Genomic DNA, 20,601 nt, shown 5'->3' with positions numbered 1-20,601 from the left:
CCCGAAACCCGCTACTCCGCGGGCATGTCGTCCGGGAAGTCCGCGTTGACGTAGACGTTCTGCACGTCGTCGTTGTCGTCCAGCGCGTCCATGAGCCGCAGGAGCTTGACGCCCGTGTCCGCGTTGACGGCCACAAGGTTGGCGGGCACCATGGCAAGCCCGGCGGACTCCATGGTCACGCCGGCGGCCTCGAGCGCGTCGCGCACGGCGGCGAAGTCGGCCATGGCCGTCTGGATGGTCCAGACATCCTCGTCGTCGATGACGTCGTCGGCCCCGGCCTCGAGCGCGGCCTCCATGATGGCGTCCTCGGCATAGTCCGCCCTGGGCACGGCGATGACGCCCTTGCGCTCGAACATCCAGGCCACGCTGCCGTTCTCGCCCATGGCGCCGCCGTGCTTGGTGAAGAGGTGGCGCACCTCGGCCACGGTGCGGTTCTTGTTGTCCGTGGCGACTTCCACCATGATGGCGATGCCGCCCGGACCGTAGCCTTCGTAGAAGGCTTCGGCGATGTCGCCGCCCGCGTCCTCGCCGGTGCCCTTGCGGATGGCGGCCTCGATCTTGTCCTTGGGCAGGTTGACGGCCTTGGCCGCCGCGATGGCCGCGCGCAGGCGCGGATTGCCCGTGGGGTCGCCGCCGTTCTTGGCCGCGATGATGATTTCCTTGGCGGCCTTGGTGAAGACCTTGCCGCGCTTGGCGTCCTGGCGTCCCTTGCGGTGCTGGATATTGGCCCATTTGCTGTGACCGGACATGTGACCTCCCCGTGTGGGAATGGTGGAATGTGCTGAAAATTTCCGGCGCCGGCCGGCACGTCTTACGGGCGGATGGTCCCGTCGGCCGCCGCCTCCGGCGTCCCGTCGGCGCCGTCCGTTCCGGGCGCCGGCCCGCGGAACCCCAGGCCCGTGTAAAAGGTTTCCTTGCTCTCGGCCCGCGAACTCTTGGGCTTGAAGGACGCGACCTTGCGGAAGGCCCGGCGCATGGGCGCGAGCAGCTCGCCCATGTCCGGACCCATGAAGATCTTGACCACAAAATTGCCGCCCGGCTTCAGATGGCGCAGGGCCGCCTCCAGCGCGGCCAGGGCCAGCTCCAGCGAGCGCGCCTGGTCCGTGAAGCGCGAGCCGGTGGTGGCCGGGGCCATGTCGCTCATGACGAGGTCGAACGGTCCCGTTTCGGCCAGCAGGGCCGAAAATTCCGCCGACGGCGCCAGCGCGTCCGAGCGCCTGAAGACCACCTGCGGCGGAAAGACCGTGGCCGTGTCCTGAATGTCGCAGGCGAGCACGCGCCCGCGCGCGCCCACGCGCTCGGCGGCCCCGATGGACCAGGAGCCGGGCGCGGCGCCGAGATCGAGGACGCGCATGCCCGGGGCCAGCAGGCGAAAGCGGGCGTCCAGCTCGCGCAGCTTGTAGATGGAGCGGGCCGGATAGTTCTCGCGCTTGGCCTTGAGGAAATAATGGTCGCGATATTCCTTCATGCAGCGGAACAGCATACACGTTTTTGCGCCGTTCGCCAAGAGGCGCGGCGCCGCCTTTTCCGCCGCGGTGGCCCGCGCGGTTGACAAGAGCATGCCGTGCGGGTATTGCTATGCGTTCCTTGCCCGTACCTCTGGTGCGAGCTGTCAATCCACAAGGAGAAGCATCATGCGGAAGTTCGAGACCCTCCTCCTTCTCTCGCCGGAGCTGTCCGCCGAGAGCCGCGAGGGCATCCTGGCCGCGCTCACGGGCATCATTGAGCGCGAAGGCGGCAAGCTGGCCGAGGTCGACCAGTGGGGCATGCGCGATCTGGCGTATCCCGTCCACAAGCTCATGCGCGGCTTTTATGTGCGCCTCGTCTATGAGGCCCCGGCGGCGCTGGTGGCGGAACTGGAGCGCAATATCCGGATCACCGACGGCATCTTCAAGTTCATCACCGTCAAGCTGGCCGATGAAGCGGCCGGGGAGGATGCGTAAATGGCCTTCAGGAAGAAGTTCGCCCCGCGCCGCAAGTTCTGCCGCTTCTGCGCCGACAAGGAGCTGCCCCTCAACTACAAGAATCCCGAAGTGCTGCGCGACTTCATCACCGAGCGCGGCAAGATCATCGCCCGCCGCATCACCGGCACCTGCGCCCGGCATCAGCGCGAGCTTACCCGGGAGATCAAGCGCGCCCGCCAGATGGCCCTGCTCATCTACACGGCCACGCATGATTCCGTCGTCAAGAAAAAGAGCAATATCTAGGAGGCGCACATGAAACTCATTCTTCGCGCCGATGTGGAAAATCTCGGCAGCCTTGGCGATGTGGTCGAGGTCAAGCCCGGCTACGGGCGCAACTACCTGCTGCCCCAGGGGCTTGCCATGGTCGCCAGCCCGGCCAACCTCAAGGTTTTTGAGCAGGAGCGCAACAAGCTCCAGGCGCGCATGGACGCCCTGCGCGCCGAGGCCCGCGGCCTCAGCGCCCGCCTTGAGGCCCTGGAAGTGGTCATCCCCATGCATGTGGGCGAAAACGACAAGCTTTACGGCTCGGTGACGAGCACCATCATCGGTGACGCCATCGCCGCCCTGGGCGTGGAAGTGGACCGCCGCCGCATCCTCATGGACGCGCCCATCCGCTCGCTGGGCGAGCACCCGGTGCGGGTGCGCCTGCACGCGGACGTCATCGCCGTGGTGCCGGTCAAGGTGGTCTCCGACCATCAGCCCGCCACGGAGGAAGAGGCCGTGGCCGAGGCTGCCGCCGAAGCGGTGGAAGTGGCCGAAGCCGTGGCCGAGGCCGAAGCCGGGGCCTAGCGTGGCTGGTGCAAACAGTGCTTCGGACGCCCCCGGCCGCAAGGCCGGGGGCGTCGCGTCTGCGGGCCAGACGGGCGCGCCTTCCGGGGGCGGCGGGGCTTCCGGCCAGGCCCGGGCCGACCTGGTGCGCCGGGTGCCCCCGCACAGCGCCGAAGCGGAACAGGCCGTGCTCGGCGGCCTGCTCATGCGGCCCCAGCTCATGCATTCCATTGCGGACATCCTGGTGCCCGCGGATTTTTATCTGCCCGCGCATACGGCCATTTTCCGCGCCTTTCTCGAGCTGTATTCCAAAACGGCGCCCATCGACCTCGTTTCCACGGCCGAGCAGCTCAAGGCCATGAACACCCTGGAAGAAGCGGGCGGCGCGGTCTATCTCGCCGACCTGGCCCAGGCCGTGGTTTCCGGCGCCAATGCCGAGTATTACGCGGGCATCGTGCGCGACAAGGCGCTCCAGCGCGGACTCATCGACGTCTGCTCGGGCATCATCGGCAACTGCTACGACGCCTCGCGCGAGGTGGACGCCCTGCTGGACGAGTCGGAGCAGGCGGTCTTCGCCGTGTCGCGGCGCACGGCCCGGCGCGATTTTTCGCCCACGCGCGAGCTGCTGGACAAGGTCTTTGAAAATCTTTCCAAGCTGGCGGACGCGCGGGATGTGGTCACGGGCGTGACCACGGGCTACCGGCGGCTGGACACGCTCACCGCCGGGCTTCAGCCTTCGGACCTCATCATCGTGGCCGCCCGGCCCAGCATGGGCAAGACGGCCTTTGCGCTGTGCATGGCCCTGCACGCGGCCGTGGAGCAGGAAGTGCCGGTGGGCGTCTTCTCGCTGGAAATGAGCAAGGAACAGCTCATGCAGCGCATGCTGGCCGTATGGGGCAAGGTAGATCTTTCGCGCCTGCGGCGTCCCTCGCAGCTCACGGACGAGGATTGGCAGCGCCTCTACACCGCCGCCGACGTGGTGGCGCGCGCGCCCATCTTCATCGACGACACGCCCGCGCTCTCCACGCTGGAGCTGCGCGCGCGGGCCAGGCGCCTCAAGGCGGAAAAGGGGCTTGGACTCGTGGTGGTGGACTATCTCCAGCTCATGCGTACGAGCCGCCGCACCGACTCGCGCGAACTGGAGATTTCGGACATTTCCCGCTCCCTCAAGGGCCTTGCCAAGGAGCTGGACATTCCGGTGGTGGCGCTTTCCCAGCTCAACCGCAAGGTGGAGGAACGCGGCGACAAGCGCCCCATGCTCTCGGACCTGCGCGAATCCGGCGCCATCGAGCAGGACGCGGACGTCATCATGTTCGTGTACCGCGAGGATGTCTACAAGTACCAGAAACCCTCCGAGCGGCCGCCCCAGGGCGTTGCGGAGATCATCATCGGCAAGCAGCGCAACGGCCCGGTGGGCGCGGTGGAACTCATGTACCTTTCGCCGTACACCTCCTTTGAATCCATGGCGCCCGACTGGACGCCCGGCCCTTCGGAAAGCCGGGCCTGAGCGGACGCGTCCCTGCCGGCGCGCCGGAAGGAAGCCTCATGCAGCGTGTCATCATCCATACGGACGGCTCCTGCCTCGGCAATCCGGGGCCGGGGGGCTGGGCCGCCGTGCTCGCGCTGGAAGGCGGCGCGGCGCGCAGGGAGCTTTCGGGCGGCTTTCGCCGCACCACCAACAACCGCATGGAGATCATGGCCGTCATTGCCGCTCTGGAGGCATTGAAGCAGCCCTGCGCCGTGGAGCTGTTCACGGATTCGCAATACGTCCGCAACGCGGTGGAAAAGGGCTGGCTCGCCTCGTGGCAGAAGAAAAACTGGGTCAAGGCGGACAAGAAGCCCGTGCTCAACGTCGACCTCTGGCAGCGGCTCGTTCCCCTGCTGGAAGGGCATCAGGTGCGCCTGCACTGGCTGCGCGGCCATGCCGGCCACCCGGAAAACGAGCGTTGCGACGAACTGGCGCGGGCCTGCGCCGGCGCGGCGGACCTGCCGCCGGACCCGGGCATGGCGCGGGGCGGGGAGCGGTGAGCGTTTTTCCGCAGCTTCCGGGTCCTTCCGGAGGCGCGCATGCCTGATGTGGCCGCGTGGCTCCCGTCGCTTGGGGACGCGGCCGCCCTTGGCGGCCTCTGGCAGGCGCTTGGCTGGCCGCTGCTCCGGCTGCTCCTCGGGCTGGCCTGCGGCCTTCTGGTGGCGAACCTGCTCGAGGCCCTGCGCTGGACGCGCGGGCTGGCGCGCCTCGCCGCCCCCCTGGCCCGCGCCGCGCACATGCCCCCCGTGGCCGGGGCGGCCTTTGCCCTGGCGTTCGCGTCGCCGGCCTCGGCCAATGCCCTGCTGGCGGAACGGCGCGACGCGCGTCAGCTTTCGGGGCGCGAGCTTATGCTCGCCAACCTGTTCAACAGCCTGCCCGCCTATCTCGTCCACACGCCCGCCATCTTTCTGCTCACCTGGCCCGTGCTGGGCGCTCCGGCCGTCATCTATGTGGGGCTGACCCTGGTGGCGGCCTGCCTGCGTACCGGGTTCACGGTGCTGCTCAGCCGCCTGCTCCTGCCCGCGCCCGAAGATGCGGCGCGCGACACGGCGGCGCTCCCGCCGCCGGCATCAGGGGGCGCCGGGCCTGCGGCCGCCTTCAGGACGGCGTGGCGCCGCTTCCGGCGCCGCCTGCCCCGGCTCGTGGGTTTCACGGTGCCCGTCTACATCCTCATGTACGCGCTCCAGCGGCTGGGCGCGTTCGCCGCGCTGGAGGCGTGGCTGGCCGGGCACATGGACTGGCTGGCCTTTCTCCGGCCGCAGGCCGTGGGGGTCATCGTCCTCCACTTCGCCGCCGAGCTGGGCGCGGCGCTCGGCGCCGCCGGAAGCCTGCTGGCCGCCGGGGGACTCACGCCGCGCGATGTGGTGCTGGCGCTCCTGGTGGGCAATATCCTGTCCACGCCGGTGCGCGCCGTGCGCCACCAGTTTCCGGCCTACGCGGGGTTTTTCCGCCCGGCCGAGGCCCTGCGCCTCATCCTCGCCAACCAGGCCCTGCGCGCCGCGAGCATGGCGCTCATGACCTGGATATATTACGTATGGACGCGCGGATGAGGCATTTTTCTGAACGAGCGTTCTGCGGAAGCCGGGAGGTCGGCCATGCCGGAAGACACATCGCCACGCGGCGGCGCGGCGGGCGGAGAAAATTTTGTGAGCATCCTGCTCCAGCCGGAGGAGCGCCGTTTCCGCCTGCGGCGCCCCAAGACCGCGCGCCAGCTGCTTGATGCCCTCGGGCTGATGGAAGAGACCGCCCTGGTGGCGCGGGGGGGCGAACTGCTCACGCCGGACCGCCGCATCTGGCCGGGTGATGAGCTTCTGGTGCGCGTGGTGACATCCACGGGATAGGGCGCTTACGCACTTTCATTGCCTAACCGCTCTCCGCGAAATGGCAGCGCGCCCGCCAGTCCGGGGCAAGCTCCTTCCAGGGGGGCGCCTCGCGGCGGCAGATGTCCCGCGCGCGGGGGCAGCGCGGGTGGAAACGGCACCCGGCGGGCGGCGCCAGCGGGCTGGGCGGTTCGCCGCGCAGGGGCGGCGGCGGGGCATCCAGCCCCCGGCCGTGTGCCCAGGCCTGTTCTCCTGCGGGCATGGCCGCCAGCAGGGCCTGGCTGTAGGGATGGGCCGCCCCGGCGAAAAGGCGTTCGGCGCTCGCTTCCTCCACGATCTGGCCGAGATACATGACCAGGATGCGGCGGCACATGAAGCCCACCACGGCGAGATCGTGGGAAATGAAGAGATAGGCGGGCCGGAACCGTTCCTGCACCTCGCGGAGCAGGTTGAGGATCTGGGCCTGCACCGAGGCGTCCAGCGCCGAAACGGGTTCGTCGCAGACGATGACATCCGGCCGGGTGACAAGGGCGCGCGCAAGCGCGATGCGCTGGCGCTGGCCGCCGGAAAACGCGTGCGGATAGCGCTCCCCGGCGCCGTCCAGCCCCACGGCCCGCAGCGCGTCGTCCGCCTCGGCCCGGCGCCGGGCGCGGGGCACGCCGCGCGCTGCCAGAGGCTCGGCCACGGAGGCGCGCACCGTGAGGCGCGGATCGAGCGACGAGGCCGGGTCCTGAAAGACCATCTGGATGCGTCCGGCGCACCGGCTCCCGGCGTCCGCCGGGGGCACGGGCAGGCCGTCCATCAGGACCTGGCCGCCATCCGGCCGCAGGAGACCGCAGACAAGGCGCCCGAGCGTGGATTTGCCGCACCCGGATTCGCCCACGAGGCCGAGGCTCTCGCCGGGACCGAGCGTGAAGCTCACGCCGTCCACGGCGAGAAGGCTGCGCGTGGGGCCGAAAATGCCCCGGCGCACGGCAAAGGCGCGGCGCACGTCGCGGGCTTCCAGCAGGGGAGGGGCGTCGCCCCGGTTCACGAGATCCTGTCCTTTTCCGTGGCGGAGACGCCGGCGTCGCCCATGGTCGCCATTTCGTTGCAGATGGCCGCGGCGCTGCGTACCAGCGGCCAGGCCAGGGCCGCGCCTGTGCCTTCGCCCAGGCGCAGGCCAAGCGCAAGGAGGGGGAGGCCCCAGTCCGGCGCCCCGGCGTGCGGGGCGGCGCGTTCCGTCATGCGCTTCACGGCGCGCGCATGGCCCGGCTCCGCCGAAACGTGGGTCAGGATGGCGTAGCCCGCCAGTTGCGGCGCAATGGCAAGGGCCGCGGCACAGGCCGCGGTGCTGATGAAGCCGTCCACGAGCACGGGCATGCCCCGCGCCGCCGCGCCGAGCATGGCGCCGCACATGACGGCGATCTCGAAGCCGCCCAGAGCGGCGAGGGACTCCACCGGGCCTCGGGCCACGGCGTCCGCATTGACGCTGAGGGCCTGGGCCACCAGGCGCGCCTTGCGCGCCACCATGGCCGGTTCGGCGCCCGCGCCGGGACCGGCCGCCTCGTCCGGCGCAAGGTCGAGCAGCGCGCAGTAGAGGGCTGTGGCCGCCGTGGAGTTGGCAATGCCCATTTCCCCCAGGCCCAGGCAGCGGGACCCGCGTTCACGGGCGTCGCGCGCCAGCGCGAAGCCCGCGCGCAGGGCCGCCTCGCAGGTGGCGAGGCTCATGGCCGGTCCCTCGCTCATGTCGGCGGTGCCGTCGCCCTGGCGGCGGTCCAGCAGGAGGGGATGCGCGGCAAAGGGTCCGCCCGCGCAGCCCGCGTCCACCACGCGCAGTTCCAGGCCGTTGCAGCGGCAGAGCGCATTGATGGCCGCGCCGCCCGCGAGGAAGTTGGCGACCATCTGGCGCGTCACGGCCTGCGGGAAGGGCGAGACCGCCTGCCGGGCGATGCCGTGATCGCCGGCCACGGTGAGCATGAGTCCCGGTTCCACGGCAAGGGGACGCGCGCCCCCGGCCATGGCCCAGAGGCGGGCCGCCAGATGCTCCAGCCGGCCGAGGCTGCCCACGGGCTTGGTGAGGCTGTCAAGATACGCGCGCGCGGCCGCCAGGTCCGCCGGAACCACGGGCCGGATGCTCTCGCCGGGAAACAGCCGGGCAAAGGCGTCCCCGGCCGGAGAGGAGGGGGGAGTATCCATGGCGCGATTCTATCCGTTCACCGGTGGGGGCGCAAGCGGGCGGCCGCCCCGCGCTATTTCCGCAGAATCCTGAGACCGTTGCCCACCACGGCCAGCGACGCGCCCACGTCCGCCAGGACGGCCATCCACATGCTTGCCATGCCGGCAAAGGTCAGGGCGAAGAAGACGGCCTTGATGCCCAGCGCGAAGGCGATATTCTCCACAAGGACGGCATGCGTGGCGCGTGAGAGGCGGATGAAGCGCGGGATCTTGCGCAGGTCGTCGTCCATGAGGGCCACGTCGGCCGTTTCGATGGCCGTGTCCGTGCCGCCGGCGGCCATGGCGAAGCCGATGTCCGCCCTGGCGAGGGCGGGCGCGTCGTTGATGCCGTCGCCCACCATGCCCACGCGGGCGCCACGGCGCTCCAGTTCTTCCACGATGCGCAGCTTGTCCTGCGGGAGCAGGCCGGCCCTCCAGTCGTCCACGCCCGCCGTGGCTGCCATGGCCCGCGCCGTGGCCTCGGTGTCGCCGGTGAGCAGGAGGGTCCGCACGCCCAGGGCGCGCAGTTGGGCCACGGCTTCCACGCTGGTTTCGCGCAGGCCGTCGGCAACGGCGAAGATAGCGCGGACGCGGGCGCATTCCGGCTGCGCGGCATCCGCCTCGGCCAGGATGGCCGTGGTCTTGCCCCGGGCTTCCAGCGCGGCCAGACGCCCGGCCAGATCCGCGCTTGCGGCGCCCAGACGTTCCATGAGGCGCAAGTTGCCGAGATACCAGCGCCGGCCGCCGCTGCTGCCGGCGACGCCCTCGCCGGGCAGGGCGGCGATGGCGTCCATTTCCCGCAGGGGCAGATGGGCGCCCGCCTCGGCAATGGCCCGCGAGACCGGGTGATCCGAGCGCGCGGCCAGGCTGGCCGCCATGACGGCCGCTTCGTCGCCGCGCCCGTCGTCCCCGTCCGGCAGCAGAACGTCCGTCTGCCGGGGTTCGCCGCGCGTGAGGGTGCCGGTCTTGTCCAGCGCGAGGTGATCGAGCAGGCGTCCCTGTTCCAGCCAGGCGCCCCCCTTGACGAGAATGCCCTTGCGCGCCGCGGCCGCCATGCCGGAGACCACGGTCACCGGCGTGGAGATGACCAGGGCGCAGGGACAGCCGATGACGAGCAGGACCAGCGCCGTGGAGATGGAGTCCGTCCAGCCCGCGTCCAGCGCCAGCGGCGGGATGATGGCCGTGGCAAGGGCCAGGGCAAAGACCGCCGGCGTGTACCAGCGGGCGAAGCGGTCCACGAAACGCTGCATGGGCGCGCGCGTGGCCTGGGCCTCCTCCACGGCGTGGATGATGCGCGCCAGCGTGGTGTCGCGCGCCGCGGCGGTGACGGTGAATTCAAAGGCGCCGGTCTCGTTGACGCTCCCGGCGTAGATGGCGTCGCCGGGGGCTTTTTCCACGGGGATGCTCTCGCCGGTGATGGGCGCCTGGTTGAGGGCGGAGCGGCCCGCCACGACCACGCCGTCCAGGGCCACGCGTTCGCCGGGGCGCACGCGCACGCGGCTCCCTACGGGCACATCGGCGGCGGACTCCTCGCGCCAGGAGCCGTCCGGCTGGAGCACCGTGGCCGTGGGAGGCGCCAGCGCCAGCAGGTCGCGGACGGCGGTGCGCGCGCGGTCAAGGGCGCGCGCCTCGATGGACTCGGCCAGGTTGAACAGCGCCATGACCATGGCGGCCTCGGGGAACTGGCCGATGCAGAAGGCGCCGGTGACGGCCACGGCCATGAGCGCGTTGATGTTCAGGTTCCGGTTGACGAGGGCGAGCCAGCCCTTGCGGAACGTGCCCAGCCCGGCCAGCAGGATGGCCGCCAGCGCAAGCCCCGCCGAGAGCGCTTCCGCCGTCGCGGCCAGGGCGGCCGGCAGGAGCGCCCACTCCGCGCCCAGTGCCGCGCACTCGGCCAGGGCGGCCAGGGCCGTTGCCAGGCAGAGCCTCCTCCAGGGAATGGCGGGCGCCGGGGGAAGCTGCGCCGCTGCCGCGCCGCCGGAGGCGTCCACAGGCTCCGGGATCATGTCGATGGCCGCCAGGGCCTCCTCGATGGCCGTGGTGGGTCCGGGTGCATGGTCCACCATGAGCAGGCGCCGCAGAAGATCGAACTCCAGCCCCGTGACGCCGGGCACGCCGGCCAGTTTCTTGCGGATGAGCGCCTCTTCCACCGGGCAGTCCATGTTCGGGATGCGGTACACGGCGCGCGTGTCCGTGGCGGCGGGAGCGGCGGGAGCGGCGGAAGAGGGGACATCCTTTCCGTGACGATGGGCGCAGCAGGAATGACAGTGGGACATGGGTCCTCCTTTGCCGGAATCCCGGAGCCGAGGCTCCGGCGGCGATCCATTCCCAGAATAGGCGCTATAGCGGCTATAGAGTCAAGAGGCGGCAACGAAGGCGGAGAAAATTTTTTGGCGCTGGTCTCCTCTGCTGATGCGGGATACTCCGTGAGTCCGTCTGGAGCGGAACGACGCCAGATTTTTCCCGTGCGGTGATGCGGTGGAGGCGTTTGGCTCTCCCTGCAGGGGTCAGAGCAGGGAGAGCGGCTCCTCGTTGCGGCGCACATGCCGCGTCAGGGCGCTCTGGCGGCAGAAGGCGCGGATGGTCTCCAGAAACGGGGAGGGCGCAAGGCGCAGGTCGCGGCCGTAGAGGGTGCGGCCGGCCGCGAAGCTCGCAAAAACGCCCCGCGCGGCGCGGGTCAGCCCCACATAGAGCAGACGCCGTTCCTCCTCCAGATGGGCGGCGTCGGGCGCCCCCGTTGTGGCGTTGCCGAACAGGAGGTCCCGGTGCAGCGGCAAAAGGCCGTTTTCCAGACCGGGGAGAAAGACGGCCTGAAATTCCAGCCCCTTGGAGGCATGGATGGTGAGAATGCGGACCCGTTCCGCGCGGGCGGTCACCAGCTCCGCCTCGTGGAGCCAGGCGAGACGGTCGAAAAAGGCGTCCCAGGTGCCGCAGTCGTTCCAGAGGCGGCAGAGGTCGCGCCAGGCCGGGCTTTCGCGCAGGGCTTCCGCTTCGCTGTTCCCGCTGTCCGGCCACAGATCGCCGCCGCCGGGTCCGGTGGCCGCCATCAGGGCCTGCGGCGACGGGAGGGGCGCGGCGCCGGTTTCGCGGGACAGACGCCAGCGTCCTTCGGCGGCGGCGAGAAAGCGGCCGCACTGTTCGTCGCGCCAGAATTCCTCGGCCGCCGGTGCGGCGCAGGGCACGCCCGCCGCCTCCAGCGCCGCCGCCAGCGGGGGGATCTGGGCCTTGAGCCGCACCAGGACGGCGATATCGCCGGGGGCAAGGCTGCCGTCAAGCTCCCCGGGCGCGGCCTTGGCCCGGGCCGCGTCCAGCAGGCTGTGCGCCGTGGACCCGAGGAGGGCTTGGGCGCGTTGCGCCACCCAGCGGGCCTCGGCGCGGCCGTCCGGGGCGGAAAAGAGCCGAAGCTCCGCGCCCAGCGGGCGCGCGGCGGCGAGGGGTCCGCACCGGCCACGTCCTTCCAGCAGGGCGCGGGCCGTATCCAGGACCCGCTGGCTGGCGCGGAAGCTTTGCCCCAGGCGCAGGACGCGCAGGGTCGGCCAGGAGCGGCGCAGGCTTTCCGCGCTCTGCCCCGTGGCGCCGCGAAAGCCGTAGATGGCCTGATCCGGATCGCCGATGCCGAAAAAGCCGCTGCCGTCTTCGGGCAGCAGGGCGCGCACCGCCGCCAGCTGGACAGGGGAAAGATCCTGGGCCTCATCCACAAGGATGTGGCGCCAGCGGCCGCGCAGCGCGGGCGCGCGCGCCAGGAGCCACGCGATCAGGTCGCCGTAGTCGAGGAGGCCGCGCGCCGTCTTGTGGGCCGCATAGCGCGCCGAGGCTTCCGCCAGTTCGCGTTCCGGCGTCTGGTCCCGCTCCCGCGCCAGGGCCAGGGCCTCCCAGAGTTCGCGCGTCCGCGCGCGGGAAAGGCCGGGATTGGCCGTGGAGAACGCGCGCAGGGCGGCGTCTTCGCTCAGGAGGACGGGGGCGTCCGCGGCCCGTTCTTCTCCCGCGTTTTCTTGAGCTTCATGGAGCAGCCGCCAGGCGAGTCCGTGCAGGGTATCGCAGGCCGGGAGAGACGCGCCGGGGACCAGCGCGGCGGCAACGCGCTGCCGCATCTCGCCGGCGGCCCGGCGCGTGAAGGTGAGCGCCAGCAGGCGTTGGGGGTCCTCGCCGCGCGCGAGCAGGTATTCCAGCCGTCCCACGAGGATGCGCGTCTTGCCGGCGCCCGGGCCGGCGGCCACAAAGACCGGTCCCGCATCGCCGGGTTCCGTTCCCGCCCGGAGCGCGGCCAGTTGTTCCGGGGAAGGGGCGATGCCCTGCGGCGGCTGCGCCTCGCGCTCGCCGGCGGGCGGCGTCATGGCGGCGCGGACCGGGCGGGAACGGCCGGGTGCTGGTTTTGCCGCGGCTTCCAGCCCGGGCAGGCGCCTGCGTCCCCGGCCGCCGGCGCGCTCCGTTTCCAGTTCGCCGGGCCGGAACAGGCGCACGCTGCCGTACTGGCCGTCAAAGCCGCCCTGGCGCTGCACATTGCCGGCGCGCATGCGGGCCACCGCCTCGCCCAGCGGCTCCCACCAGGCGCGCACCCCGGCTTCGGGCAGGCGGCAGAGGATGTCCAGTTCCGGCCCGAGCTCGCGCAGGGCGCGGCCATAGCGCTCGCGCACCTTGCGCGAGGCGGCGCCCACGCCCAGGATCTCGCCCAGAACTTCGGCCAGCGGCACCAGCGGATGGACGGCCGGCTCCAGAGGCAGCGCCGCGGGCGTTTCCCGGTCGGCCAGCTCCAGGACGCGGTGCAGGACGCCGATGGTCAGCGGACGCCCGCAGACAGGGCAGATATCGCCGAGTTCCCTGGACTCGGCGGGTTCCAGCACCACGCCGCAGGCACGGTGCCCGTCGAGATGGTATTTGCCTTCCTCGGGGTAAAACTCCATGGTGCCGAGGAAGCGGCAGTCCGGATCGTCCTGTGGCAGGCGCCGGGCCGTGGCGCGCAGGGCCGCGAACATGCCCGCGTAGGAGGGGCGGCCCTCGAACAGGTTGGCCTCGCGGCCGAGATTGGCCCCGGAGTGGGCGTCGGAATTGGAAACGAGGGCGTAGCCGTCCAGCTGGCTCAGGAGGCGGTTCATGGCCGGGTCGGAGGAAAGGCCGGTCTCCAGCGCGAAAATATGTTCCGTGAGGTCGCCGAAGCAGTCCCGGATGTGGTCAAAGCCGGATTTGGAGCCGAAAAGCGCGAACCACGGCGTCCAGACATGGGCCGGGATGAGGACGCCCCCGGGCACGCACTCCAGCAGGATCTCCAGCAGATCGCGGGAATCAAGCCCGAGGATGGGCCGCCCGTCGGAATGGAGGTTGCCGATGAGCGCCAGCCGTTCCGAAAGCCGGTCCGCATCGTCCAGGGTGGGCACAAAGACGAGATTGTGCACCTTGCGTACCTTGCCGCCGCGCTTGTAGATGGAGCTGATCTCCGTCTGGAGGCAGAAGTACGGGCCGCCGGCGTGTTCCGCGCCTGCCGGGCGCGCGAGGCCCGCGCCTGCCAGAGCCTCCAGCGCCTCGGGCGCGCCCGTGAAGCGGTAGAGGCCGCTTTGCTCATCCAGGGCGAGGTGGTCGCGCAGTTCGGCGCGCCACCGCGGGTGGGTGAAGTCGCCCGTGCCGAGCACGTCGATGCCCTTGCAGGCCGCCCAGGCCGCCAGGTGCGGCACGGTGAGCGCCGTGCTGGTGGCGCGGGAAAAGCGCGAATGGATGTGGAGATCCGCGATGAAGCTCATGATGCGCCTCGGGGGCTGGGCCGCCATGCGGCGGGCGTGGTTCCGGAGTGGGCGAGCCAGGGGCAGAAGGCAAGGGCCGCGCGCGTCCAGGCGGGGCTGTCCCCGCTTCCGGCTGGCGCCGTGGCGCGGCCATGGAGGGTGAGGGGCGCGAGCAGCTGCACGTCCGCGGCGGCGCCCTTTTGCGCGAGCAGCAGGAGACGGCTACTGGGCGCGCGCGTCCGCGAACGCAGCGGCAGGACGCGGCGCAGACCCAGACGCGCGCCGTCAAGGGCGGCGCAGATGCGCGTGAGCGCCCCGGCGGCCACGATGCAGCAAAAGGCGCCCCTGTGGCGCAGCAGGCGCGCCGCCGCCGCGCAGAAGACGGGGAGCGCGTCGCCGTCCCCTCCGTTCCCGTCCGCCTCCGTCCCGCGCAGGGCGGCCTCGCGCAGCCGCGAGGGCGAGGGTCGCCCCCGGCCGGGCAGGCCCCAGGGAGGGTTGGCGAGCACCAGATCCTGCGGCCCTTCTTCCCCCAGCCGTCCCGGCCATGCCGCCGGCGCGGCCAGGTCCGCCATGTGGAAGCTGACGCGGTCCGCAAGGCCGAGGGCCTGGGCATTGGCGGCCGCCGCCCGCAGCAGGGCGGGTTCGCGTTCCAGGCCAAGGCAGCGGGCGTCCGGGCAGCGCAGGGCCACGCCCAGAAGGGCGGCCCCGCAGCCGGTGCCAAGTTCCGCCACGCGGCGGGGACGGGCCTTTCCCGACGCGCGGCCCCCGGCGGCGCGCTCGCGCAGCGTCCGCGCGGCGAAGGCCGCCAGCAGGAGGGCGTCCAGCCCGAAACGGTAGGCGCCTTCCGGCTGGAGGAGTCCGCGCGGGAACGGGACAGCGCCGGAAACGGAACCCTCTGCCCCCGGCGTCACAGGAGCGCGCCGTTCCAGTTGAACAGGCCCTGGCGCCGCAATTCCGGCAGGGAGGCGGGCGGCGTTTCCTCCATGCGGACAAAGAAGCTGTAGCCCGCGTCCGCAAGTTCGCGCCGCTGTTCCGAAAGATCCAGCGGCCACGCGGGATAGATCCAGAGCGTGCCGCCATAGCGCCGCGCCCAGAAGACCTCGCCCTTGGGTCCGGCAAACGGCTCGTTGGGCCTGATGCCCGCAAGGCTGAAGCGGCTCAGGCCCACGGGCCAGAACCCGGAAAGGACGGCGCCGAGCGGCAGGGGGCTTTGCGCCGGGAGCGCCAGCGCGTCGTCGCGGGCCAGTTCGGGACTCGCAAAGGCGCCGGCAAAGCCCTGCCCGGCAAGGACGCCCAGCGCCGCGGCGTTGGCCGTGTTGCAGAAGGGTCCGGCCAGCAGGTCGGCATCCTCCGGGAGCCTGTCGGGGAAGAGGGCGCGCTGCCACGGCGCGTTGCAGACGAAATGCCGCGCGCCCTGCCGCCAGAGACGGCCGAGCATGCGCGCCAGCGCATCTTCCTCTTCGGGCCAGACCACGGGGGGGAGCCACCAGGCGATGCGCGCCACCATGGTGCGCGAAAGTTCCGCCGTGCGCGGCGAAAGCCAGAGCGCGGGCAGGGAGCGGCGCCCCGGTGCGCGGCCGCCGCGCCCGGGGGCGGATGCCGCGCCGTCCTCGCGGGCGCGCCCGCGCGGAAGGGTCGCCGTGAGCAGCATGTCCGGCCGGGGGTGCGGCCTGATGGCCCGGGGGAAGCGGGGGGCGCCCGTGGGGACCGTATCCTGCGCGGACGGGGCGTTCCGGGCGTCGAGGCGGCCGCGCCAGTCGGCCAGAAGGCGCAGGAGTTCCGGCTCGCGGCGGTCGATGAGAAAGACCGGCGTGCCCGCCCTGGGGGTGGCGTGCCGCGCCAGGCGCAGGCGCAGGGTCCCGGCCTTGGGCACGCGCCGGGTGACGGGCACGGTGGCGTGCCAGCGTTCATCCTCCACGCCCACGCGCAGGTAATCGCCGGGGAGAAGTTCAAAATGCGGCTTGAGTTCGCAACCGCCGTCGGGCGCGATGCGGATCTTGCCCGCCAGCAGGCCGGAGCTGGTCTGACTGTCCGGGGCGGCCGTCTCTTCCGGCGATTGCGGGAGAAAGCGCGCCTTGCCGCCGGGCCTGCCCAGCGCCATGGCGAGGATGTCCGCGGCCGCGCGCCGCGCCGCCGGATCGCCGGGATCGTCGCGCAGCAGGCGGTATGCCGTCACCGTATGGTACACGTAGTGCGGGCCTTTCTTGCGGCCCTCGATCTTCCACGAGGCCAGATGCGGCACGTCGAGCAGGGTCTTGACCAGCGGGCCAAGCTCCAGATCGCGGCAGGAGAAAAAGCGTCCGGACCTGCCGTGGCCGCCGCGGCCTTCGGCGTGACGATCGGGGGGCGCAGCGCCGCGCCGGCCCTGGCGCCGGCCGTCCCTGCCGCTCTGCGCCATGCGGGCGCCCTGCTGGTAGATGCGCCGGCAGGGCTGGACGCAGCGCCCGCGCAGGCCGCTCTTGCCGCCCATATAGCTAGACCAGTAGCAGCGGCCGGACACGCAGTAGCAGAGCGCGCCCTGGACAAAGCATTCCAGATCGAGTCCCTCCGGGCAGGCCGCGCCCATGGCGCGGATCTCGTCGATGGAAAGCTCCCGCGGCAGGATGACGCGGTCGGCGCCCAGTTTTTTGGCTTCCCGCAGGGCCAGCGGGTGCGTGACATTGGCGAGCGTGGAAAGGAAGAGTCCCCCCGCGAACCCCGCCTGCCGGGCAAGGTCAAGCAGCCCCGGGTCCTGGATGATCAGGCCGTCGGGCCGCACCCGGGCGGCAAGCCGGGCAATGAGCCGCCAGGCGGCGCCGCACTCCCCGGGTTTGACCAGGGTGTTCATGGCTACATAGACGCGGCTGCCAGCTTCGTGGGCCAGGTCGGTGAGGCGCGCAAGCTCGCCGGTGCCGAAATTTTCCGCCTCCATGCGTGCGGAAAAATGCTTGAGTCCCACATAGAGCGCGTCGGCTCCGGCGGCCAGGGCGGCGAGGAACGAGGGGGTGTCCCCCGCGGGCGCGAGGATCTCCGGCCGGGACGCCGGTTCGGGCGTGGTTGCGCTCATGCCCCGTAATACTCCCGGTACCAGGCCACGAAGCGGGCGATGCCCTCGGAGAGCGGCGTGGCCGGGGCAAAGCCCGTGACGCGGGCGAGGTCGTCCACGTCGGCCCAGGTGGATTCCACATCGCCGGGCTGCATGGGCAAAAGCTCGCGGACGGCCTTTTTGCCGAGGGCGGCCTCCAGCGTGTCGATGAAGGCGCCAAGCTCCACGGTGTCGTGATTGCCGATATTGTAGATGCGCCAGGGGGCGGAACTCGCGGCCGGGCTTGGCGCCGCGGGATCGAAGGCCGGGTCGGGCGCGGCGGGACGCGGCAGGAGGCGCGCCATGCCTTCCACGATATCGTCGATATAGGTGAAGTCGCGGCGCATGCGGCCCTCGTTGAAGACCTTGATGGGTTCGCCGCGCAGGATGGCGGTGGTGAAGAGATGCAGCGCCATGTCCGGCCGGCCCCAGGGTCCATAGACCGTGAAGAAGCGCAGGCCCGTGGCCGGGATGCCGTAGAGGTGGCTGTAGGCGTGGGCCATGAGTTCGTTGCTTTTCTTGGTGGCCGCGTACAGGCTCACCGGATGGTCCACATTGTGCCGCGTGGAATAGGGCATGGCGGCGTTGAGTCCGTAGACCGAGGAGGACGAGGCGAAGACCAGATGCTCCACGCCGTTGTGGCGGCAGCCTTCGAGCACATTGCCGAAGCCGACGAGGTTGGCGCTGATGTACGACGCGGGGTCCTTGAGGCTGTGACGCACCCCGGCCTGCGCCGCCAGGTTGACCACATGGCTGAAATGCTCGGCGGCGAAGAGCCGCGCCATGCCGTCGGCGTCGGCCAGGTCGAGGCGGACGAAGCGGAAGGCGTCGTGTTCGGGCAGGCCCGCGAGCTGCGCGAGGCGCGCCTCTTTCAGGCGGACATCATAATAGGCGTTGCAGTTGTCAAGGCCCACCACGGTATGTCCATCGGCAAGGAGGCGCCTTGCAAGATGGTAGCCGATGAATCCGGCGGCGCCGGTAACGAGAATATGCATGCGGTCTCCCCTGGGCGGCGGCGCGGCTGCGTTCCGCTGCCGGCAGAGTATGCCAGATGCCGCCCGGGGGCAAGCGCCGGACCCTGGCCCGGACCCTGGCCCGGACCCTGGCCCGGACTCTGGCCGGACCCGGGGCGCATGTTCCTGCCGCCATCCGCTTCACTTTTGCTCTGGCGGGGGCTATAGTCCAACGGTTCCGCGGGGGGCGGCAGGGGCCGCCGGGTGCCCCGTGGACGGCCAGACCAGCCGTGGCCCGCACGCCGGGCCGTTCGGCGCGAAGCACAAAGGAGAACGAAACCGCCATGAGCGAGAATCTGACCGTCGCCGTTGTCGGCGCCACCGGCGCCGTGGGCCGTGAAATGCTCAAGACCCTCCATGACCGGGCCTTTCCGGCGGCCCGCGTGCGCGCGTTCGCGTCGGCCCGCTCCGCCGGGAGCCGCGTGCCCTTTGGTGACGATGAGCTTGTGGTGGAAGAATTGAAGGAAGATTCCTTCGCGGGCATCGACCTCGCCCTGTTCTCGGCCGGGGGGTCCACCTCGGAGAAGTTCGCGCCGCTGGCCGCGGCAGCCGGGTGCGTGGTGGTGGACAACTCCTCCGCCTGGCGCATGGACCCGCGCTGCCCCCTCGTGGTGCCGGAAGTGAATCCCGACGCGCTGGACGCGCATGCGGGCATCATCGCCAATCCCAACTGCTCCACCATCCAGATGGTGGTGGCGCTCAAGCCCATCCATGACGCGGCGGGCATCAGGCGCGTGGTGGTCTCCACCTATCAGGCGGTGTCCGGCACGGGGCAGAAGGGCATTGAGGAGCTGGAGCGCCAGGTGCGCGACCTGTTCAACGGGCGCGATCCGGAAAACAAGGTCTATCCGTACCGCATCGCGTTCAATGCCCTGCCGCACATCGACGTCTTCCTTGAAAACGACTATACCAAGGAAGAGATGAAGATGGTCAACGAGACCGTCAAGATCCTCGACGATCCCTCGGTGAAGGTCACAGCCACCTGCGTGCGCGTGCCGGTCTTTTTCTGTCACGCCGAGGCCGTCAATGTGGAAACGGCCAAGAAGATGACGCCCAAGGAGGCGCGCATCCTGCTTTCGCAGGCGCCGGGCGTGCGCGTGTTCGACAATCCGCGCGAGCTGCTCTATCCCATGCCCGCCGACTGCATCGGGGAGGACCCCGTCTTCGTGGGCCGCATCCGCGAGGACGAGACCGTGGACAACGGGCTGAACATGTGGATCGTGGCCGACAACGTGCGTAAGGGCGCGGCGCTCAATGCCGTGCAGATCGCCGAGGAACTTGTGCGCCGCGGCCTCGTGCGCGTGCCCGACAGGACCGTGTTCACCGCCTGAGCGGCGCCTGGCCCGGCCGCAGGGAGGGTGGGGATGGAAACGTCTGATCCGCAGGCCTATCTGGAGGCCATGCTGTCCGCGCCCAGGCCCGGCGCGGACAGGATCCTTGCCTTCTACGATCATCGCGTGGGGCGTATCTGCACGGATGCGCGCCTGCTTTTCGTGCCGCTGGACGATCACCTCTGCCACCGGGGCGATGGCCTTTTTGAAAGCATCTGCTGCCGCGAGCGGCGCGTCTTCGCCCTGGATGCCCATCTGGCGCGCATGCGCGAGGGCGCGGCGGCCCTGAGCCTCACGCCGCCCTGCCCGTGGGGGGAGATCCGCGAGCGCATCCTGGACGTGGCCCGCGCGGGCGACCGCGATCATTGCGACCTGCGGGTCTTCCTGAGCCGCGGACCGGGCGGTTTCGGCATTTCGCCCGCGGAATGCCCGGTGGCCGGGCTGTACATCGTGGCCCTGGCCTCGCGCCTGCCCGACGAGGAAACGTACCGGAAGGGGCTTTCGGCCTTTGCCAGCGCCATCCCGCCCAAGCAGGAATATCTGGCGCGCATCAAGAACACCAACTATCTCCCCAATGTCTTCATGGCCGTTGAGGCCCGGCGCAAGGGCATGGATGTGGCCGTCACCTTTGAGGAGGACGGCCACATGGGCGAGGCGGCCATTGCCAATATCGGCATGGTGGACGCCGGGGGCCGCCTGCGTAGCCCCGAGATCCGGCGCATCCTGCCCGGGACGACCCTGCTGGCCGCGCTCAGGCTCGCGGCGGAGCGCATGCCCGTGGTGGAGGGTCCGATCCACAGGGACGAGATCGCCGGCGCGCGGGAGCTGCTGCTCTTTACCAGCGCCACGCTGTGTGTGGCCGTGACCTCCTTCGACGGGGTCCCGGTGGGCGCCGGCAGGGACCGGGGGCGCCCCGGACCCGTGGCGCGCTGGCTCAGGGACGCGCTGCTGGCCCACATGCTCGCCACGGGCACGCCGTACTAGGGTCTGGACCTATTAATGTGACTGCTGGCTTGGGATGTGGCAGCTTGTGCAATGCCACAATCATCCGTCAAAAACAGCCTTGCGTTGCTGTCCATTTGCGTAAGCCGCGCTTCGCTCGGCAACGCAAACGCGCCTGCGGCGCGCCCTCCGGGTGGCTTTTGCGCTGTCCTGACGCGTTGCGGACGATGCCCGTACCTCGCTACGCTCGAACGGGCACGGCGC

Annotated in this window: 18 protein-coding genes; 9 read left to right on the top strand and 9 right to left on the bottom strand. The window is 70.8% G+C overall.

Going from position 1 to position 20,601, the window contains the following annotated elements; genetic code table 11:
• Positions 1-11: 11 nt before the first annotated feature.
• Entirely contained in the window at positions 12-749 is a 738-nt protein-coding gene (locus QZ294_RS10435; RefSeq protein WP_297050288.1) for a YebC/PmpR family DNA-binding transcriptional regulator, read from the bottom strand.
• Between the two features lie 62 nt (positions 750-811).
• A complete protein-coding gene (locus tag QZ294_RS10430) occupies positions 812-1,468 on the bottom strand; it encodes an RlmE family RNA methyltransferase (RefSeq protein ID WP_297050358.1) in 657 nt (218 codons plus the stop codon).
• A 166-nt stretch (positions 1,469-1,634) separates the two neighbouring features.
• Here QZ294_RS10430 and rpsF point away from each other — a divergent pair, with 166 nt between their 5' ends.
• From rpsF to QZ294_RS10395, 7 genes are read left to right on the top strand one after another with little or no spacing between them, the layout of a single operon-like run.
• Entirely contained in the window at positions 1,635-1,943 is a 309-nt protein-coding gene (gene rpsF, locus QZ294_RS10425; RefSeq protein ID WP_297050276.1) for a 30S ribosomal protein S6, read from the top strand.
• Positions 1,944-2,207 (top strand): 30S ribosomal protein S18, encoded by a 264-nt coding sequence (gene rpsR, locus QZ294_RS10420; RefSeq protein WP_297050268.1) that lies wholly within the window; start codon positions 1,944-1,946, stop codon positions 2,205-2,207.
• Positions 2,208-2,216: 9 nt separating this feature from the next.
• Positions 2,217-2,753, top strand: a complete 537-nt coding sequence (rplI, locus tag QZ294_RS10415; RefSeq protein WP_297050256.1) for a 50S ribosomal protein L9 — start codon at positions 2,217-2,219, stop codon at positions 2,751-2,753.
• A 1-nt stretch (position 2,754) separates the two neighbouring features.
• A complete protein-coding gene (gene dnaB, locus QZ294_RS10410; protein WP_297050245.1) occupies positions 2,755-4,239 on the top strand; it encodes a replicative DNA helicase in 1,485 nt (494 codons plus the stop codon).
• Positions 4,240-4,277: 38 nt separating this feature from the next.
• Entirely contained in the window at positions 4,278-4,760 is a 483-nt protein-coding gene (gene rnhA / locus QZ294_RS10405; RefSeq protein ID WP_297050238.1) for a ribonuclease HI, read from the top strand.
• A 39-nt stretch (positions 4,761-4,799) separates the two neighbouring features.
• A complete protein-coding gene (locus tag QZ294_RS10400) occupies positions 4,800-5,810 on the top strand; it encodes a hypothetical protein (protein WP_297050220.1) in 1,011 nt (336 codons plus the stop codon).
• Between the two features lie 45 nt (positions 5,811-5,855).
• Positions 5,856-6,101 (top strand): hypothetical protein, encoded by a 246-nt coding sequence (locus QZ294_RS10395; RefSeq protein ID WP_297050211.1) that lies wholly within the window; start codon positions 5,856-5,858, stop codon positions 6,099-6,101.
• A gap of 22 nt (positions 6,102-6,123) precedes the next feature.
• On the opposite strand, the gene QZ294_RS10390 is transcribed toward QZ294_RS10395, so the two are convergent.
• From QZ294_RS10390 to QZ294_RS10360, 7 genes are all read right to left on the bottom strand, one after another.
• A complete protein-coding gene (locus QZ294_RS10390) occupies positions 6,124-7,113 on the bottom strand; it encodes an ABC transporter ATP-binding protein (protein ID WP_297050201.1) in 990 nt (329 codons plus the stop codon).
• Positions 7,110-8,258, bottom strand: a complete 1,149-nt coding sequence (gene cobT / locus QZ294_RS10385) for a nicotinate-nucleotide--dimethylbenzimidazole phosphoribosyltransferase (protein WP_297050196.1) — start codon at positions 8,256-8,258, stop codon at positions 7,110-7,112. Before cobT ends, QZ294_RS10390 begins: the two co-directional genes overlap by 4 nt.
• Positions 8,259-8,311: 53 nt before the next feature.
• On the bottom strand, positions 8,312-10,552 hold the full coding sequence (locus tag QZ294_RS10380) for a cation-translocating P-type ATPase (protein WP_297050187.1): 2,241 nt from the start codon (positions 10,550-10,552) through the stop codon (positions 8,312-8,314).
• Between the two features lie 231 nt (positions 10,553-10,783).
• Positions 10,784-14,008 carry a UvrD-helicase domain-containing protein gene (locus QZ294_RS10375; RefSeq protein ID WP_297050176.1) on the bottom strand — a complete coding sequence of 1,075 codons (3,225 nt, stop codon included), beginning with the start codon at positions 14,006-14,008 and terminating at the stop codon, positions 10,784-10,786.
• Positions 14,005-14,898 (bottom strand): N-6 DNA methylase, encoded by an 894-nt coding sequence (locus tag QZ294_RS10370; protein WP_297050167.1) that lies wholly within the window; start codon positions 14,896-14,898, stop codon positions 14,005-14,007. Before QZ294_RS10370 ends, QZ294_RS10375 begins: the two co-directional genes overlap by 4 nt.
• Complete coding sequence (locus tag QZ294_RS10365) at positions 14,895-17,033, bottom strand: peptidase U32 family protein (RefSeq protein ID WP_297050162.1); 2,139 nt, start codon at positions 17,031-17,033, stop codon at positions 14,895-14,897. The genes QZ294_RS10370 and QZ294_RS10365 overlap by 4 nt, the downstream gene beginning before the upstream one ends.
• Entirely contained in the window at positions 17,030-18,046 is a 1,017-nt protein-coding gene (locus tag QZ294_RS10360) for an NAD-dependent epimerase (protein ID WP_297050158.1), read from the bottom strand. The genes QZ294_RS10365 and QZ294_RS10360 overlap by 4 nt, the downstream gene beginning before the upstream one ends.
• A gap of 302 nt (positions 18,047-18,348) precedes the next feature.
• On the opposite strand from QZ294_RS10360, the gene QZ294_RS10355 reads away from it, so the two are divergent.
• Together QZ294_RS10355 and QZ294_RS10350 are read left to right on the top strand one after the other, a co-directional pair.
• The gene (locus tag QZ294_RS10355; RefSeq protein WP_297050152.1) at positions 18,349-19,395 is read left to right on the top strand and encodes an aspartate-semialdehyde dehydrogenase; all 1,047 of its coding nucleotides are present in this window, start codon (positions 18,349-18,351) and stop codon (positions 19,393-19,395) included.
• 33 nt (positions 19,396-19,428) lie between these two features.
• Complete coding sequence (locus QZ294_RS10350) at positions 19,429-20,379, top strand: aminotransferase class IV (protein ID WP_297050145.1); 951 nt, start codon at positions 19,429-19,431, stop codon at positions 20,377-20,379.
• Positions 20,380-20,601: the final 222 nt, after the last annotated feature.

This window comes from uncultured Desulfovibrio sp. (assembly GCF_910584445.1).
Classification (GTDB): domain Bacteria; phylum Desulfobacterota; class Desulfovibrionia; order Desulfovibrionales; family Desulfovibrionaceae; genus Desulfovibrio.
This window is presented reverse-complemented; position numbering and strand designations above follow the sequence as displayed.